The following is a 14,663-nucleotide window of genomic DNA, read 5'->3' on the forward strand; positions in this document are numbered from 1 at the left end:
CGGATCGGGCGAGGCGCAGGTCAGCCTAGGCCAGCCGAGAGCGCGAGGAACCGCTCCACCGCCTGATCCGCCTGACGCCGTCGTTCGCGGGGGGACGGCGGCCGCTCGCCGAGCAGCACCCGGATCTGGGTGTCCTGGACCACGAGGCCGTACAGGAGGCGGAACCACTCGGCCGGATCGGGGACGTCGAGCTCACCGGCCGTGCTCGCGCGCGCGAGGTACGCCTCGACGAGTGGCCCGACGCGGTGCCTCCCGCCGGCGAGCAGGGTCGCCGCGAGCTCAGGCGAGGTCATGGCGGCGCGGTTCAGCGCGATCGAGGACTCACCGCACAGCAGCTCCAGCAACCCGCGGGCGTACGCCGTCAGCACCTCGTGGGGGTCACCCGCCGCCGCACCCTCCAGCAGGGCCGCGACCCGCTCGGCGGAGGCGTCGGCGTTGTCCTCGATCAGCGCGGCGACCAGCTGCTCGCGGCTGCCGAACCAGGCGTACAGGGTCTCTTTCGACGCGCCGGCGCGCCGCGCGACCGCCGCCATCGTGAGCCGGTCGAACCCCGACTCGACGAGCTCGGCGCGCGCGGCGTCGACGATCTCCTGCCGTCGCGCCTCACGCTCGGCGCGCGGCAGGCGCCCGCGTCGCGACGGCTGGGACCCGGTCATGGTTGACAACCGTAACGGACAGTACGCATATTGGAAGCGAACCCAAGAGTTCGCTTCTATCGAGGTGACGACCATGTCCCACAGAACCGCCATCGGCCTGACGCTCCTCGCGGTGACTCTCACCGCCGCGATCTTCGGCTTCTTCTACGCCTGGGTCTGCTCCACCATGTGGGGCCTGGACGACGCCGACCCCCGGGTCGCCGTCAGCGCGATGCGAGCGATGAACGACTCCGTGCGCAACGGCGTCTTCGCCCCGGCCTTCTTCGGCACGCCCGTCGCCCTGGCGCTCGCCGCCATCGCCGCGCGCTCCGCAGGCAGCCGCCGGGCGGCCGCCCTGCTGGGAGTGGCTGCCGCCGTCTACCTGCTGGGCGGGCTCGTGCTCACGATGACCGTCAACGTGCCGATGAACGAGGACCTCGCGCGCGGTGAGCTCCCCGCCACGTACGCGGCGGCCGACGCGCGCTGGGACGACTACTCACCGACCTGGCAGCGGTTCAACCAGCTGCGCACGGCGCTCAGCGGCGTCGCCCTCGTCCTCGCGCTGACCGGCCTGATCTCCCTCGCCCGAGACGACGGCGCCCGCCCGTCTCCCGGAGGAGTCGGACGGGCGCGGCGTGGGTTCGTCCGGATCAGCCGTTGAACTCGTCGGGGTCGGGGCCGACGCGGGTGCCGCGGTCGAGCCCCGCGATGGCGGCGAGGTCCTCGTCGTCCAGCGAGAACGCGGTCACGTCGAAGTTCTGCGCGATCCGCTCCGGGGTCGCCGACTTGGGGATGACCACGTTGCCGAGCTGGAGGTGCCAGCGCAGCACGACCTGCGCCGGGGTGCGGCCGACCTTCTCGGCGATCTGCGCGATCACCGGGTCCTGCAGCACCTCGCCACCCTGGCCGCCGAGCGGGCTCCACGCCTCGGTGTGGATGTCGTGGGCGCGGTGGAACTCGCGCAGCTGAGCCTGCTGGAAGTACGGGTGCAGCTCCACCTGGTTGATGGCAGGGAACTCACCGAGCTCGTCGTTCACCCGCTGGAGGTGCTCGGGCGTGAAGTTGGAGACGCCGGGGACCCGCAGCCGACCGTCCTCGCGCAGCTTCAGCAGCGCGCGGAAGCTGTCGACGTAGCGGTCCTTGGCCGGCGTGGGCCAGTGGATCAGGTAGAGGTCGACCTCGCGCCCGAGCTTGCGGACGCTGGTCTCGTACGCCTGGAGCGCCTCGTCGTACCCCTGGTCGGAGTTCCACAGCTTGGTGGTGAGGAACACCTCTTGCTGGGTCAGGCCGCTCGCGGCGAGCGCACGGCCGACACCCTCCTCGTTGCCGTACGCCGCGGCGGTGTCGATGCTGCGGTACCCGGCCTCGAGCGCCGCCCGGACGACGGCCTCGGTCTCGTCCTGCGGCACCTGGAAGACACCGAAGCCGAGCTGGGGCATGTCGACGGACGCGGCGCCGGCGCGCAGCGAGACCGTAGGGACAGGGCTGGTCGTCGTGTCGGTCATACCAGTGGCCAACTCATCGACCCGCGAAGTTATGCCGCCCGCATCGGCTCGGGGCTCCTCGGGTCGAGAGCGTGACTCCGGACACAGGGCCGCTCGGGCACGCCGCTAGAGTCGCGCCCATGGAGCCTTTGCACAAAGTCCTCATCGCCAACCGTGGTGAGATCGCCGTCCGCATCGCTCGTGCCTGCAAGGACGCGGGCATCGCCTCGGTGGCGGTGTACGCCGAGCCGGACCGGGACGCGCTGCATGTGAAGGTCGCCGACGAGGCGTACGCCCTGGGTGGGCAGACCCCGGCCGACTCCTACCTGCTCCAGGACAAGCTCATCGAGGTCGCCGCGCAGTCCGGCGCGGACTCGGTGCACCCGGGGTACGGCTTCCTGGCCGAGAACGCCGACTTCGCCCAGAAGGTCATCGACGCCGGCCTCACCTGGATCGGCCCCGGCCCGGCCGCCATCGACTCGCTCGGTGACAAGGTCAAGGCCCGCCACATCGCCACCAAGGCCGGCGCCCCGCTGGTGCCCGGCACCTCCGACCCGGTGTCCGGCGCCGAGGAGGTCGTCGCGTTCGCGCAGGAGTACGGCGTTCCGGTCGCGATCAAGGCGGCGTACGGCGGCGGCGGACGCGGCCTGAAGGTCGCCCGCACCATCGAGGAGATCCCCCACCTGTACGAGTCGGCGGTCCGCGAGGCCGTCACCGCGTTCGGGCGGGGCGAGTGCTTCGTCGAGCGGTTCCTGGACAAGCCCCGGCACGTCGAGACGCAGTGCCTGGCCGACACGCACGGCAACGTCGTCGTCGTCTCCACCCGCGACTGCTCCCTGCAGCGCCGCAACCAGAAGCTCGTCGAGGAGGCCCCCGCGCCGTTCCTCACCGACGCCCAGCACGCCGAGCTCCTGCGCGCCTCCAAGGCGATCCTGACCGAGGCGGGGTACGTCGGCGCGGGCACGTGCGAGTTCCTCGTCGGCCAGGACGGCGGTATCTCCTTCCTGGAGGTCAACACCCGTCTGCAGGTCGAGCACCCGGTCTCCGAGGAGGTCACCGGCATCGACCTGGTCCGCGAGCAGCTGCGCATCGCGGCCGGCGAGGCGATCGGCTACGACGACCCGGAGCCGCACGCCCACTCCATCGAGTTCCGCATCAACGGCGAGGACGCCGGACGAAACTTCCTGCCGGCACCCGGCACCGTCAGCCGGCTGGAGGTCCCCTCGGGTCCTGGCGTGCGCTGGGACGCCGGCCTGGTCGAGGGCGACACCGTCGCGGGCGCGTTCGACTCGATGATCGCCAAGCTGATCGTCACCGGCGCCACCCGTCAGCAGGCGCTGGAGCGGTCCCGCCGCGCCCTCGCCGAGCTCGTCATCGAGGGCATGCCGACCGTGGTCCCCTTCCACCGCGCGGTCGTCTCCGACACGGCGTTCGCGCCCGAGGGCGACAAGCCGTTCACGGTGCACACCCGCTGGATCGAGACCGAGTTCGACAACACCATCGAGCCGTACGTCGGCGCGCACGCCGAGGAGGACGCAGCAGGCCCGCGGCAGAGCATCGTGGTCGAGGTCGGCGGCAAGCGGCTGGAGGTGTCGCTGCCCGGCGACCTGCAGCTCGGCGGCGGTGGCGGTGCCGCGGCGAAGAAGAAGGCCCCCAAGCGCAGCCGCGCCGGCGGCGGCGGTGCCGCGGCGTCGGGTGACTCCCTGACCGCGCCGATGCAGGGCACCATCGTCAAGCTCGTCGTCGAGGACGGCGCGACCGTCACCGCGGGTGAGACCGTCCTGGTCCTGGAGGCGATGAAGATGGAGCAGCCGATCACCGCCCACAAGGACGGCGTCGTCAGCGGCCTCACCGCCGAGGTGGGCCAGACCGTCACCGCCGGCAGCGTGCTGGCCGAGATCAAGGACGCCTGAGCCCGATCAGCGAGCAGGGGCGGGCCGGAAGCACCGGGCCGCCCCTGCTGGTCCGGTCACTGTTAGCGTGCCCGGCATGTCAGATCTGGGACCCGTCGCCTGGCCGCCCGAGCCGATCGCGACCGAACGACTCGTCCTGCGTGAGCCCGCTGCCCGGGACCGTGCGACGTTCATCGACCTGCTGGCCTCCCCGGAGGTGCACACCTACCTCGGCGGCCCACGGGAGCGCGAGGAGCTGGAGCTGGAGATGCCGAGGGCGCCCGAGCGCTGGCCGGGCAGCTTCGTCGTCGAGCTGGACGGCGCGATGATCGGCCAGATCCTGCTCCGGCGTGCGACGGACGACCGGCGCCCGGCAGCAGCGGGCAAGGTCGACCTCGGCTTCCTGTTCCTCCCCGACGCGTGGGGGAACGGCTACGCCGCCGAGGCGTGCGCGGCGGCGCTGGACTGGTTCGACGGCGCACTCCCCGGTGAGCCCGTGGTGCTCACCACCCAGAGCGCCAACGTCGGTTCGATGCGCCTCGCCGAGAAGCTGGGGTTCACCGAGGTGGAGCGCTTCGAGGCCTGGGGCGCCGAGCAGTGGCTCGGGCAGCGACCCGCCGCCGCTCCGGCCGGCTGAGACCTCCCGCCGGCGTCGTACGGACGTTCAGGACGGGTCGAGCTCGACCTCGGCCAGACCGCGCATGACCATCAGCACCGTCTCGCGCAGGTAGGCGTCCCGATCCTGTGGGGCGTACTCGATCGCACTGATCAGCACACCCTGGACGCTGGAGACGATCGCCTCGGCGCGCAGGCGGGGCTGGGTCTTCTCACCGCGCACGATGATCTGCTCGACGACGTCGATCATGTGGGCCCGCCAGGGCTGGTACTCCTCGCGCAACGACGGGGTCCGGATCATCTCCAGGCCGAGCTCGGCCATGCAGATCAGCCCGGACGGGAAGCGCAGCCACCCGCTCAGCAGCTCGACCGCGGCGCCGATCGCGGGCTCGGCACCGGCCCGCTCGTCCGGCTCGGGCAGCGCGTCGCCCATGGCCCGGATCTGCTCGGTGAGGGTGTCGGCGACGTACTGGCTCAGCGCGGTCAGCAGCGCCAGCCGGGTGCGGAAGGACACCGAGCAGGTGCCCTCGGGCAGCCCGGCCTGCCGGTCGACCGCTCGATGGGTGAGTCCGCGCAGCCCGGACTCCCCGACCACCTCGACGGCGGCCGCCAGCAGCGTCTGCTGCCGTGCGGTGAACGGCACGGCCGGGGCCGTGCTCGCCGCGTTCTGTGCAGCCATGCCACCGTCCCTGATCGTCGTCGACCGCTCGACCGCTCGACCGCGCTCCGCGACGGAGCGGGCGGTCGAGCGGACATCCTCCCAGACACGCGGGCCGACGGCGCGTGGTCCGGCCGGACCACGCGCCGTCAGCGCCGAGAGGTCAGCCGGCCGAAGGCGGCTGCTGACCCGTCTGGCCCGGCGAGGTCTGCCCGGGCTGGGTCTGGCCAGGCTGAGTCTGGCCGGGCTGCTGGGTCGGCGTCTGCCCCGGCTGCTGGGTCGGCGTCCCGCCGCCCTGCTGCTCCTTGGGGATGCCGAGCTGTCCGCCGACGGCGTCGCCCGCCTGGTCGACCTTGTCGCGGTACTTACCGCCGGTCCGGCTGTCGACGGCGTCCTCGACCTTGTCGATCGCCTGCCGCGTCTTGTCCGGATTCTTGGACGCCCACTGCCTGGCCTTGTTGATCAGATCCGAGATCGCCATGGTGCCTCCTTGGTCACGAGCCGATGTCCGTTCCCACGCTAGTCCAGCAGGACCGTCACAGCGCCGTACAGTGTGCCGGTGACACGATCTGTCCTTCTGCCCCATCTCGCGGCGGCCTCCACCGGGACCAGCGGTGGAAGCAAGCTCTTCGGCTTCGTCGTCTTCGTCGTGCTCGCCCTCGGGCTGTTCCTGCTCATCCGGTGGGTCCGTCCCAAGGTCCGCGAGCAGCGGCACCGCGCGTGGGAGAGCGCCGGTCTGCTGCCGGAGCAGGTCGACCCCGACCGTCCGCGCACCGAGGAAGGCTCCGAGAGCCGCCCCGACGGCGAGTCCCAGCGGCGCTGAGTCCGACCGGGCGCCGGCGGCTCAGACCTCCAGCGAGTGCATCCGCCGGGCCGCCTCGGCGATCGAGCCGGTCATCGACGGGTAGACCGAGAACGTCCCCGAGAGCTGGTCGACGGTGAGGCGGTTCTGCACCGCGATGCCGATCGGGTAGATCAGCTCGGACGCCTGCGGCGCGACGACGACCCCGCCGATGACGGTGCTGCTGCCCGGCCGGACGAAGAGCTTGACGAAACCGTCCCGGATGTTGCGCATCTTGGCGCGCGGGTTGGTCGACAGCGGCAGCGTGACGACGCGGGCCTCGACGCGCCCCTCCTCGACATCGGTCTGGGAGTAGCCGACGGTGGCGATCTCGGGGTCGGTGAAGATGTTGGCGCACACGCCTCGCAGGTTCAGCGGGGCGACCGCGTCACCCAGCGCGTGCGCGACGGCGATCCGGCCCTGCATCGCCGCGACGGACGCCAGCGGCAGCACCCCGGTGCAGTCGCCCGCGGCGTAGATGCCCTGCGCGGACGTCCGGGACACCCGGTCCACGACGATGTGCCCGGACGGCGACAGCTCGACGCCCGCCTCCTCCAGACCGATGTCCTTGGTCCGCGGGATCGAGCCGACCGCGAACAGCGCGTGCGAGCCGCGTACCTCACGGCCGTCCTCCAGCGTCACGACGACGCCGTCGCCGTCGCGCCGGGCGGCCTTGGCCCGCGACCGGTTGAGGACGTTCATGCCGCGGCGGCGGAAGACGTTCTCGATGACGGTGGCGGCGTCGGCGTCCTCGCCGGGCAGCACCCGGTCCCGCGACGACACCAGCGTGACCTGGCAGCCCAGGCCGAGGTAGGCGTGGGCGAGCTCGGCGCCGGTGACACCCGACCCGACCACGATCAGGTGCTCGGGCAGCTCCTCGAGGTCGTAGATCTGCTGCCAGGTGAGGATGCGCTCGCCGTCCGGCTGCGCGGTGTCCAGGACGCGCGGGCTGGTGCCGGTGGCGACCAGGATGGTGTCGGCGGAGAACGTACGGGTGCCGCCGTCCAGCAGCTCGGCGGTGACCTCGTTCGGCCCGCTGATGCGGCCGGTGCCGCGCACGACGCGGACGCCGACGGTCTCCAGCTGCGCCTGGATGTCGCGGCTCTGGGCGGCCGCGAGCTCCATGATGCGGGAGTTGACCTGGGTGACGTTGGCCTCGGCGTGCTGGTCGTCCTCGGTGCCCTCGAAACCGACGCCGAGGCGTCCGGCCGACTCGAACCGGGACAGGAAGTCGGCGGTCGCGATCAGCGCCTTGCTGGGCACGCAGTCGGTGAGGACGGCGGCTCCCCCGACGCCGTCACGGTCGATGAGGGTGACGTCCGCACCCAGGTGTGCAGCGACCAGAGCGGACTCGTAACCACCGGGACCGCCACCGATGAAAACCACGGACTTCTGGTGCGCACTCACCCCACAATCCAACCATTGCGCGTCAAATTGCCCGTCGCGGCCCGGCTAACCTGTGCCGGTGATCACCGACGCTGCGGACCTCAACGATCCCGCCACCGATCCCCAGGACGCGGCCGCCGCCGCCGCAGCCGTCATCGCGGACCGCAGCGGTGTCGACCGGCACGACGTCGCGCTGGTGCTGGGTTCGGGCTGGGGTCAGACCGGCGACCTGATCGGCGAGACGCTGGCGACGATCGACAACGCGGACGTGCCCGGCTTCGCCAAGGCCGCCGTCGCGGGCCACTCCGGCACCATGCGCTCGGTCCGCATCGGCGAGACCGACCGACGAGCGCTGGTCTACGGCACCCGCACCCACTTCTACGAGGGGCGCGGCGTCCGCGCGGTCGTGCACGCGGTCCGTACGGCGGCGGCGGCCGGCTGCCGCACGATCGTGCTCACCAACGGCTGCGGCAGCATCAACCCGGCATGGCCGCCCGGGACGCCCGTCCTGATCCGTGACCACATCAACCTGACGGCGACCTCCCCCATCGAGGGTGCGAACTTCGTCGACCTCACCGACCTGTACTCCCGGCGGCTGCGCGACCTCGCCCGTACGGTCGACGCCGACCTGGACGAGGGCGTGTACGCGCAGTTCCGCGGGCCGCACTACGAGACGCCGGCCGAGGTGCAGATGGCGCGGATCATCGGCGCGGACCTGGTGGGCATGTCCACCACCCTGGAGGCGATCGCCGCCCGGCAGTCGGGGCTGGAGGTGCTCGGCATCTCGCTGGTCACCAACCCCGCGGCCGGCACGTCCGACCAGGCGCTCTCGCACGACGAGGTCCTCCTCGCCGGGAAGGCCGCCGCCGAGCGCTGCGGCCGCCTGCTCGCCGCCGTCGTGCAGAAGATCTGAGGCGGCGATGACCGAGGCGAGCGATCTGTCGGTGCTGGACGAGGCGCGCGCCTGGGTGGCCGACGACCCCGACCCCGCCACCCGCGCCGAGCTGGAGGCCCTGGTGGCGGCGGCCGAGGAGGGCGACGACACCGCTCGCGCCGACCTGCAGGACCGCTTCTCGGGTCTGCTGGAGTTCGGCACGGCCGGTCTGCGGGGCGCGCTCGGTGCCGGCCCGAACCGGATGAACCAGGTCGTGGTCCGCCGTGCGGCCGCCGGGCTCACCGCGTACCTGCAGGAGACGGCCGGACGGGCGGACGTCACCGTGGTGGTCGGGTTCGACGCGCGCCACCAGTCGGACGTCTTCGCCCGCGACACTGCCGGCGCTGTCGTCGCGGCGGGCGGCCGGGCGATGGTGCTGCCCCGGGCGCTGCCGACGCCGCTGCTGGCGTTCGCGATCCGCGAGCTCGGCTGCGACGCCGGCGTGATGGTGACGGCGTCCCACAACCCGCCGCAGGACAACGGCTACAAGGTCTACCTCGGCGACGGGTCGCAGATCGTGCCGCCGGCCGACGCCGACATCAGCGCCGCGATCGGCCGCTTCCCCACCGCCGCCTCCGTGGCCGTCGAGACCGACGGCTGGGAGACCCTCGACGACGAGATCCTCGACGCGTACGTCCGCGAGGCGGCTGCGGTGGTCGACGCGGGCACGTCGCGCGACATCGCGATCGTCCACACCTCACTGCACGGTGTCGGCGACGAGCTGCTCCAGAAGGCTTTCGTCGCAGCCGGATTCACCGCTCCGCAGGCGGTCGCCGAGCAGCGGGACCCGGACCCGGACTTCCCCACGGTGTCGTTCCCGAACCCCGAGGAGCCGGGCGCCATCGACGCGGCGCTCGCGCTCGCCGCGCAGTCGCGGCCGGACATCGTCATCGCCAACGACCCGGACGCCGACCGGTGCGCGGTGGCCGTGCCCGATGCCGCGGCGGGGACGCCGACCGGTTGGCGGATGCTGCGCGGTGACGAGGTCGGCGCGCTGCTCGGTCACCACGCGCTGCGGCACGCCGCGTCCGACGGTGTCGTCGCCTGCTCGATCGTGTCGTCGCAGCTGCTGCGCGCGATGGCGGTGAAGGCGGCCGTACGGCACGAGGAGACCCTGACCGGGTTCAAGTGGATCAGCCGGGTGCCGGGCCTGGTGTACGGCTACGAGGAGGCGCTCGGCTACTGCGTCGCCCCGGAGATGGTCCGCGACAAGGACGGCATCACCGCCGCGCTCGTGATCGCCGAGATGGCCGCCACGCTCAAGGCTGCCGGGCGCTCGCTGCTGGACGTCCTGGACGACCTCGCCCGTGAGCACGGCGTCCATCAGACCGACTCGTTCTCGGTGCGGGTGGACGACCTGTCGCTGATCGGCACCATCATGCAGCGCCTACGGGCCGAGCCGCCGAGTGTCGTTGCCGGACAATCGGTGTCGCGGGTAGACGACCTGGCGGCCCCGGGCGGCGAGCTCCCCCCGACCGAGGGCTTGCGCTACTACCTGGCCGACGGGACCCGGGTCATCGTGCGCCCGAGCGGCACCGAGCCGAAGCTCAAGGTCTACCTGGAGGCGGTCGTCCCGGTGACGGACGACCTCGCGGCCTCTCGCGCCGAGGCGACCCGTCGGCTCGCCGCCGTCCGCGCCGAGATGGAGCGTCTGACCGCGGCATGAGCCCCGCTCCCGACACCTGGGTCTTCGACCTGGACGACACGCTCTACCCACCGGCCGTCGGTCTGACCGACCAGATGAACCACCGCATCAGGGAGTACCTGTCCCGGGAGCTCGGGGTGGACGAGGCCGGCGCGCGCCGGGCGCAGGCGCAGCTGCGCGCGGAGCACGGGACGACGCTGCTCGGCCTGATGCGCACCCGCGGCGTGGAACCCGAGGACTTCTTCCGGTTCGAGGAATGCGTGGACTACTCCGCGCTGCAACCGGATCCCGGTCTGCGGGACGCGCTGCTCGCCCTGCCCGGCCGGCGCCTGGTCCTCACCAACGGCTCGACCACTCACGCCGCTCGCGTCCTGGCGGCGCTGGAGCTCGCCGACGAGTTCGACGGTGTCTTCGACCTGCAGGCCGCGGGCCTGGTCCCGAAGCCGCACCGGGCCACGTACGAGCTGTTCCTGCGGACGTACGACGCGGACCCGAGGCGCTGCCTCTTCTTCGACGACCTGCCGGTCAACCTCGAGGAGCCGCGCGCTCTCGGGATGGGTACGGCGCTGATGACCGGCGGTACGGGCGAGGCGTTCGAGGTCCTCGCCCGCGAGCCGCTGCAGCTGCGAGTGAGGGACCTGGTCGGCACGCTGACGGCGCTCTCGCAGCCATCGGCGGTGGAGCCGGAGAGGCTGTGACCTGCCGGTGCACGCGAAGGCCTGTCCAGGCTGTTCGAACATGTGTACGATGATCTCATGTCCACGCAACCGGGCCCCGTGTCGGGCGCACCGTATGCCGGCGCCGCTCACACCGAGCGTCGTGATGGTGAGCTGTGCTCGGTCGATGGCGCCGCCGCGGGTGGTGCGGCCGAGGCGCTGGACCGCTGCCGGGCGGCGGTCCAGGCTCTCTACGCTGCAGCGTTGACCGATCGCGCGGGCCTGCGCGCCGCGGATCTGCAGGCGGACGTCGAGGCAGCGCAGTCGCTCGTCAATGCTGCGACCGCCCTCCAGCTCGTCCGGATCGCGCAGTACGCCGCCACCACCCGCCACCTCGACCCGCTCACCGATGAGGTTCGCGAGGTGGCGCACCCGCTCGGCCACGCCGCCGAGTTCGCCGATGTCGACCTGGCGCCCGGGCTGGCGTGGAGCCCACGTCAGGCGACGGCGAGGGTCGAGGAAGCGATCGACGCGGTGACCAAGACACCGCGCCTCCTGGACGAGATGGCGGCGGGCGCGATCGACGCAGGCAGGGTCCGGCGCGTGACCGACGCGCTGCTCGAGGCGCCCGACTCCGTGTGCGTCAGGGTGGAGGACGCCCTGCTCGACCGTGACGTGCAGAGCTGGTCGAGTGCCCAGATCACGGCGCGCACGCGACGGCTCGTCCAGCAGATCGACCCGGCTGCCGCGCGCTCGAGCCGTGCGCGCCGTGCCGTCGAGCGGATCGGTGTCTTCACCGCACCCGGTCCCGAGCTCGGGCTGACGGAGTGGACCGCGGTCATGCCGACCGATCAGGCGGCCAGGGCGTACGCCGCCGTCGACGGCCTCGCGCGCGAGCTGCATCGCGACACCACGACGGCCAAGACTCTCGGCCAGTGTCGGGTGGACGCCATGACCGACCTCGTCCTGCAGCGCGCCGACATCACGACCGAGGTCACCGTGACGGTCCCGGTCCTCGTCCCGCCCACCGGATCGCCGCCGGGTCATGCTCTCCCGGCGGCAGCGACATCGACCTCGACGGCGACACCCGGGACACCTTCGACCTCGGCGGCGTCGCCGGTGCCGCTCGGTCAGGGTCCAGCCCAGGTCGACGACCGCTGGGTGATCGATCCCCCGGAGGCGGAGGAGTCGATGACACCGGCGGTCGCCGCCGCGCTGGACGCCGACTGGGACCGTGCGTTGGCCGAGCTGATCGCGGCGGATCCGGGTCCACCGCCACTCCCACCGGACGGCGACCCGTGGTGGGACGTCGTCGAGGCGGACGCGGCCGAGCAGCGCGAGCGGCAGCACGCGACTGCACCCGACGACTGCCGCGATGCCGTGGCTTCGTGCTCCCAACCCATCGCTCCGACGTGCGTCGGTGACGCGTGGGTGGCCGGCGTCGGGGTGGTCCCGGCGGCCGTCGTGACGGCACTGCTGCGAGAGGTCGGCCCCCGGATCACTCGGGCGCTGGTCAACGCCGAGACCGGCGCACTTCTCGAGACGTACTCCTCCTCGTACCGTCCGACCGCCGCCATCCGCAGGCTCGTCCGCGGGCGGGACGAGCACTGCCGCTTTCCTGGCTGCTCGCATCCGGCCCGCTTCTGCGAGACCGACCACGTCGTCCCGTGGCCGCACGGCGCGACGACGGCCACCAACCTCCAGCTGCTGTGCAAGCACCACCACCGGGCCAAGCACGAAGCCGGCTGGTCGGTCGCGATGAGCACCGACGGCACCTGCACCTGGACGAGCCCGCACGGCCGTACGCACGTGACTCGCCCGAGCGCCTCGGCGTCCGCGGCGCTGTGGTCCGCACCAATCGCCGTCACTGCCGACCGAGCCGCACCCGCCGCCGTCACCGCAGACCGAGTCACGACGGATCCCGCCACCGCCGCCACCGCCGACCGAGTCACGACTGATCCCATCGACGCCCACTGAGCGGACCTCGTCCGTCCGGCCCTGCATGGATGGCCGAGCAGACGGGACTCGCGGGACGGGTCAGAGGCCGCGGGCGGCCATCGCGTCGCCGATCTCGTCGGCCTCGCGGACCATCGTGACGAGCGCCGCCGGGACCACGGTCACCAGGCGTGGGCGGACGCCGCGGGCGACGGCGGCCTCACGCGCTCCGCTCATGGCGGCCGCGACCCGGGGGATGCAGCCGATCGTCAGCGCCAGCAGCAGCTCGGCGCGCTCGCGGCGGACACCGAAGCGGCGCAGCGGGACCGCGACGGCCGAGATCGTGCGCACCATCGCCGTGACGCGGTTGGTCATCATCACCAGGTTCGCGACCAGGACCGCGACGACGAGCTGACCGGCGATCTCGAACGCCCGCAGCGGGCCCTGCAACCACACCTGGAACGCGACCAGTACGGCCGCCAGCAGCAGGATCGTGCGCAGGCCTCGCCACAGGTGCCGCAGCCACAAGCCGGCGGACCGGTAGAGCGGCACCAGCGCCACCGCGACAGGGGCCACGAGCCACCAGCGCGGCACGACGCCGAGCACGGTGATGACGGCGAGCGCGGAGAGGAGCGCGGTCGACGTCCGCAGCCGGTGCAGCCAGGAGTCGCCCTCGACGTAGTAGCCGGTCATCGCACCCGCTCCCCCATCAGCGCACGGTAGAACGCGACCGCCTCGGGCGGCGGCCCGTCGTGGACCACGCGACCCGCGTCCATGACGACCACCCGGTCGAAGTCGTCCAGCAGCTCGAGGTGGTGGGTGAGCAGGACCACCTGCTGCGCCAGCCCGGCGATCGTCCGTCGCAGCAACAGCTGGTTGTGCAGGTCGAGCAGCGTCGACGGCTCGTCGCACACCAGGACCTGTGGCTCCCGCACCAGCACTGCCGCGAACGCCAGCAGCTGCTTCTGGCCGCCGGAGAGCAGCTGCGCCGGATGGTCGGCGTACTCCTCCAGGCCGTACGTCGCCAGGGTGGCTGCGAGGCGCGCGTCCCGTTCCGTCGCGTCCAGGCGCAGGTCGCGCAGCGAGAGTGCGATGTCCTCGGCGACCGTCGGCATGAGGATCTGGGCCGAGGCGTCGGAGAACATGAACCCGACCCGCCTGCGCACCTGCTGGGTCTGCCGGGCGGCGTCCAGGCCGTCGACGAGGACCGTGCCGCGGTCAGGGCGGATCAGGCCGTTGAGCGTGCGCGCGAGGGTCGACTTGCCCGAGCCGTTCGCGCCGATGACGCCGATCCGACTCTCACCGAGCGTCAGGTCGATCTCGGACAGCACCTGCCGCTGCCCGAGCCGGTGGCTGACGCCCCGCAGCTCGATCAAGCCGCGTCGACCCTCTCGTGCTCGCGGTCGGCGGTCGCGTCGCGGTCGGTGCCGATCGTCTCGATCGGCGGGTACGCGCGGACGACGGTCGTCGTGACGAGCGCGGCGATGACGCACTTGGCGAGGTCGCCGGGCAGGAACTGGACCGCGCTCTGGGCGACGCCGAGCAGGCCGGAGTCCAGCCGCCAGGCCGACCACGGGATGCCGACGAGGTAGACCACGCCCATGCAGCCGACGACGCAGGCGAGCGCGACGGCGACGGCGTTGCGCCGGCCGAACCGCTGCACCAGCAGGCCGGTGAGGAAGACGCCGGGGATCGCGCCGATGAGGTAGCCACCGGTGGGTCCGGTCAGGACGGCGAGACCACCGTGGCCGCCCGCTCCGATCGGCAGACCCGCGGCGAGCAGCAGGTCGAACACGATCACGCTGAGCGCGCCGAGCCGGGCACCGAGGATCGCGCCCGCGAGCATGAAGCCGAGGGTCTGGGCGGTGATGGGCACCGAGCCGAAGAACGAGATGCCGCCCGGCATGCCGAGTACGGCGACGAGCGCGGCGAACATCGCGACGAGCGCGAGATCACGCGGGGTGGTCCTGGACATGCCTTCT

The 14,663-nt window shown here is 72.4% G+C and carries 16 protein-coding genes; 8 read left to right on the forward strand and 8 right to left on the reverse strand.

From position 1 onward, the window contains the following. Positions 1 to 20 precede the first annotated feature (20 nt). Complete coding sequence (locus P4R38_RS02040; protein ID WP_277190832.1) at positions 21 to 656, reverse strand: TetR/AcrR family transcriptional regulator; 636 nt, start codon at positions 654 to 656, stop codon at positions 21 to 23. 73 nt (positions 657 to 729) lie between these two features. Between P4R38_RS02040 and P4R38_RS02045 the strand changes: the two genes are divergently transcribed. Next, complete coding sequence (locus tag P4R38_RS02045; RefSeq protein WP_277190833.1) at positions 730 to 1,296, forward strand: anthrone oxygenase family protein; 567 nt, start codon at positions 730 to 732, stop codon at positions 1,294 to 1,296. Here P4R38_RS02045 and P4R38_RS02050 read toward each other — a convergent pair. Beyond that, positions 1,286 to 2,140, reverse strand: coding sequence for an aldo/keto reductase (locus P4R38_RS02050; RefSeq protein ID WP_277190834.1), 855 nt, complete (start codon positions 2,138 to 2,140; stop codon positions 1,286 to 1,288). The two genes, P4R38_RS02045 and P4R38_RS02050, sit on opposite strands and share 11 nt — an antisense overlap. 119 nt (positions 2,141 to 2,259) lie before the next feature. Between P4R38_RS02050 and P4R38_RS02055 the strand changes: the two genes are divergently transcribed. Then, positions 2,260 to 4,032: an acetyl/propionyl/methylcrotonyl-CoA carboxylase subunit alpha gene (locus tag P4R38_RS02055; protein ID WP_277190835.1), complete on the forward strand. Its 1,773-nt coding sequence runs from the start codon at positions 2,260 to 2,262 to the stop codon at positions 4,030 to 4,032. Positions 4,033 to 4,108: 76 nt separating this feature from the next. Then, on the forward strand, positions 4,109 to 4,648 hold the full coding sequence (locus P4R38_RS02060) for a GNAT family N-acetyltransferase (RefSeq protein WP_277190836.1): 540 nt from the start codon (positions 4,109 to 4,111) through the stop codon (positions 4,646 to 4,648). A gap of 27 nt (positions 4,649 to 4,675) precedes the next feature. On the opposite strand, the gene P4R38_RS02065 is transcribed toward P4R38_RS02060, so the two are convergent. Beyond that, positions 4,676 to 5,305: a TetR/AcrR family transcriptional regulator gene (locus P4R38_RS02065; protein WP_275239672.1), complete on the reverse strand. Its 630-nt coding sequence runs from the start codon at positions 5,303 to 5,305 to the stop codon at positions 4,676 to 4,678. A gap of 142 nt (positions 5,306 to 5,447) precedes the next feature. After that, a complete protein-coding gene (locus P4R38_RS02070) occupies positions 5,448 to 5,765 on the reverse strand; it encodes an antitoxin (protein ID WP_277190837.1) in 318 nt (105 codons plus the stop codon). A 78-nt stretch (positions 5,766 to 5,843) separates the two neighbouring features. On the opposite strand from P4R38_RS02070, the gene P4R38_RS02075 reads away from it, so the two are divergent. Then, positions 5,844 to 6,107 (forward strand): hypothetical protein, encoded by a 264-nt coding sequence (locus P4R38_RS02075; protein WP_275239674.1) that lies wholly within the window; start codon positions 5,844 to 5,846, stop codon positions 6,105 to 6,107. A gap of 21 nt (positions 6,108 to 6,128) precedes the next feature. Here P4R38_RS02075 and P4R38_RS02080 read toward each other — a convergent pair whose 3' ends face one another. Then, entirely contained in the window at positions 6,129 to 7,532 is a 1,404-nt protein-coding gene (locus P4R38_RS02080; protein ID WP_277190838.1) for an NAD(P)H-quinone dehydrogenase, read from the reverse strand. 58 nt (positions 7,533 to 7,590) lie between these two features. Between P4R38_RS02080 and P4R38_RS02085 the strand changes: the two genes are divergently transcribed. From P4R38_RS02085 to P4R38_RS02100, 4 genes are read left to right on the forward strand one after another with little or no spacing between them, the layout of a single operon-like run. Then, complete coding sequence (locus P4R38_RS02085; protein WP_277190839.1) at positions 7,591 to 8,424, forward strand: purine-nucleoside phosphorylase; 834 nt, start codon at positions 7,591 to 7,593, stop codon at positions 8,422 to 8,424. Between the two features lie 7 nt (positions 8,425 to 8,431). Then, positions 8,432 to 10,111 (forward strand): phospho-sugar mutase, encoded by a 1,680-nt coding sequence (locus P4R38_RS02090; RefSeq protein ID WP_277190840.1) that lies wholly within the window; start codon positions 8,432 to 8,434, stop codon positions 10,109 to 10,111. Then, the gene (locus P4R38_RS02095; protein ID WP_275239681.1) at positions 10,108 to 10,788 is read left to right on the forward strand and encodes a pyrimidine 5'-nucleotidase; all 681 of its coding nucleotides are present in this window, start codon (positions 10,108 to 10,110) and stop codon (positions 10,786 to 10,788) included. The genes P4R38_RS02090 and P4R38_RS02095 overlap by 4 nt, the downstream gene beginning before the upstream one ends. Before the next feature lie 57 nt (positions 10,789 to 10,845). Continuing rightward, positions 10,846 to 12,723 (forward strand): HNH endonuclease signature motif containing protein, encoded by a 1,878-nt coding sequence (locus P4R38_RS02100; RefSeq protein WP_277190841.1) that lies wholly within the window; start codon positions 10,846 to 10,848, stop codon positions 12,721 to 12,723. Between the two features lie 60 nt (positions 12,724 to 12,783). On the opposite strand, the gene P4R38_RS02105 is transcribed toward P4R38_RS02100, so the two are convergent. The 3 genes from P4R38_RS02105 to P4R38_RS02115 are packed head-to-tail and all read right to left on the reverse strand — an operon-like array spanning position 12,784 to position 14,656. Further along, positions 12,784 to 13,374, reverse strand: a complete 591-nt coding sequence (locus P4R38_RS02105) for an energy-coupling factor transporter transmembrane protein EcfT (RefSeq protein WP_277190842.1) — start codon at positions 13,372 to 13,374, stop codon at positions 12,784 to 12,786. Beyond that, a complete protein-coding gene (locus P4R38_RS02110; RefSeq protein WP_275239685.1) occupies positions 13,371 to 14,057 on the reverse strand; it encodes an energy-coupling factor ABC transporter ATP-binding protein in 687 nt (228 codons plus the stop codon). Before P4R38_RS02110 ends, P4R38_RS02105 begins: the two co-directional genes overlap by 4 nt. Further along, a complete protein-coding gene (locus P4R38_RS02115; RefSeq protein ID WP_275239687.1) occupies positions 14,054 to 14,656 on the reverse strand; it encodes a biotin transporter BioY in 603 nt (200 codons plus the stop codon). Before P4R38_RS02115 ends, P4R38_RS02110 begins: the two co-directional genes overlap by 4 nt. Positions 14,657 to 14,663: the final 7 nt, after the last annotated feature.

The sequence above is a fragment of the Luteipulveratus flavus genome (assembly GCF_029439465.1).
Classification (GTDB): Bacteria; Actinomycetota; Actinomycetes; order Actinomycetales; family Dermatophilaceae; genus Luteipulveratus; species Luteipulveratus flavus.

Coding starts and splice junctions, on each gene's coding strand:
- P4R38_RS02040 (WP_277190832.1), bottom strand. CDS start 656: ATGACCGGGTCCCAGCCGTCGCGACGCGGGCGCCTGCCGCGCGCCGAG.
- P4R38_RS02045 (WP_277190833.1), top strand. CDS start 730: ATGTCCCACAGAACCGCCATCGGCCTGACGCTCCTCGCGGTGACTCTC.
- P4R38_RS02050 (WP_277190834.1), bottom strand. CDS start 2,140: ATGACCGACACGACGACCAGCCCTGTCCCTACGGTCTCGCTGCGCGCC.
- P4R38_RS02055 (WP_277190835.1), top strand. CDS start 2,260: ATGGAGCCTTTGCACAAAGTCCTCATCGCCAACCGTGGTGAGATCGCC.
- P4R38_RS02060 (WP_277190836.1), top strand. CDS start 4,109: ATGTCAGATCTGGGACCCGTCGCCTGGCCGCCCGAGCCGATCGCGACC.
- P4R38_RS02065 (WP_275239672.1), bottom strand. CDS start 5,305: ATGGCTGCACAGAACGCGGCGAGCACGGCCCCGGCCGTGCCGTTCACC.
- P4R38_RS02070 (WP_277190837.1), bottom strand. CDS start 5,765: ATGGCGATCTCGGATCTGATCAACAAGGCCAGGCAGTGGGCGTCCAAG.
- P4R38_RS02090 (WP_277190840.1), top strand. CDS start 8,432: ATGACCGAGGCGAGCGATCTGTCGGTGCTGGACGAGGCGCGCGCCTGG.
- P4R38_RS02095 (WP_275239681.1), top strand. CDS start 10,108: ATGAGCCCCGCTCCCGACACCTGGGTCTTCGACCTGGACGACACGCTC.
- P4R38_RS02100 (WP_277190841.1), top strand. CDS start 10,846: ATGTCCACGCAACCGGGCCCCGTGTCGGGCGCACCGTATGCCGGCGCC.
- P4R38_RS02105 (WP_277190842.1), bottom strand. CDS start 13,374: ATGACCGGCTACTACGTCGAGGGCGACTCCTGGCTGCACCGGCTGCGG.
- P4R38_RS02115 (WP_275239687.1), bottom strand. CDS start 14,656: ATGTCCAGGACCACCCCGCGTGATCTCGCGCTCGTCGCGATGTTCGCC.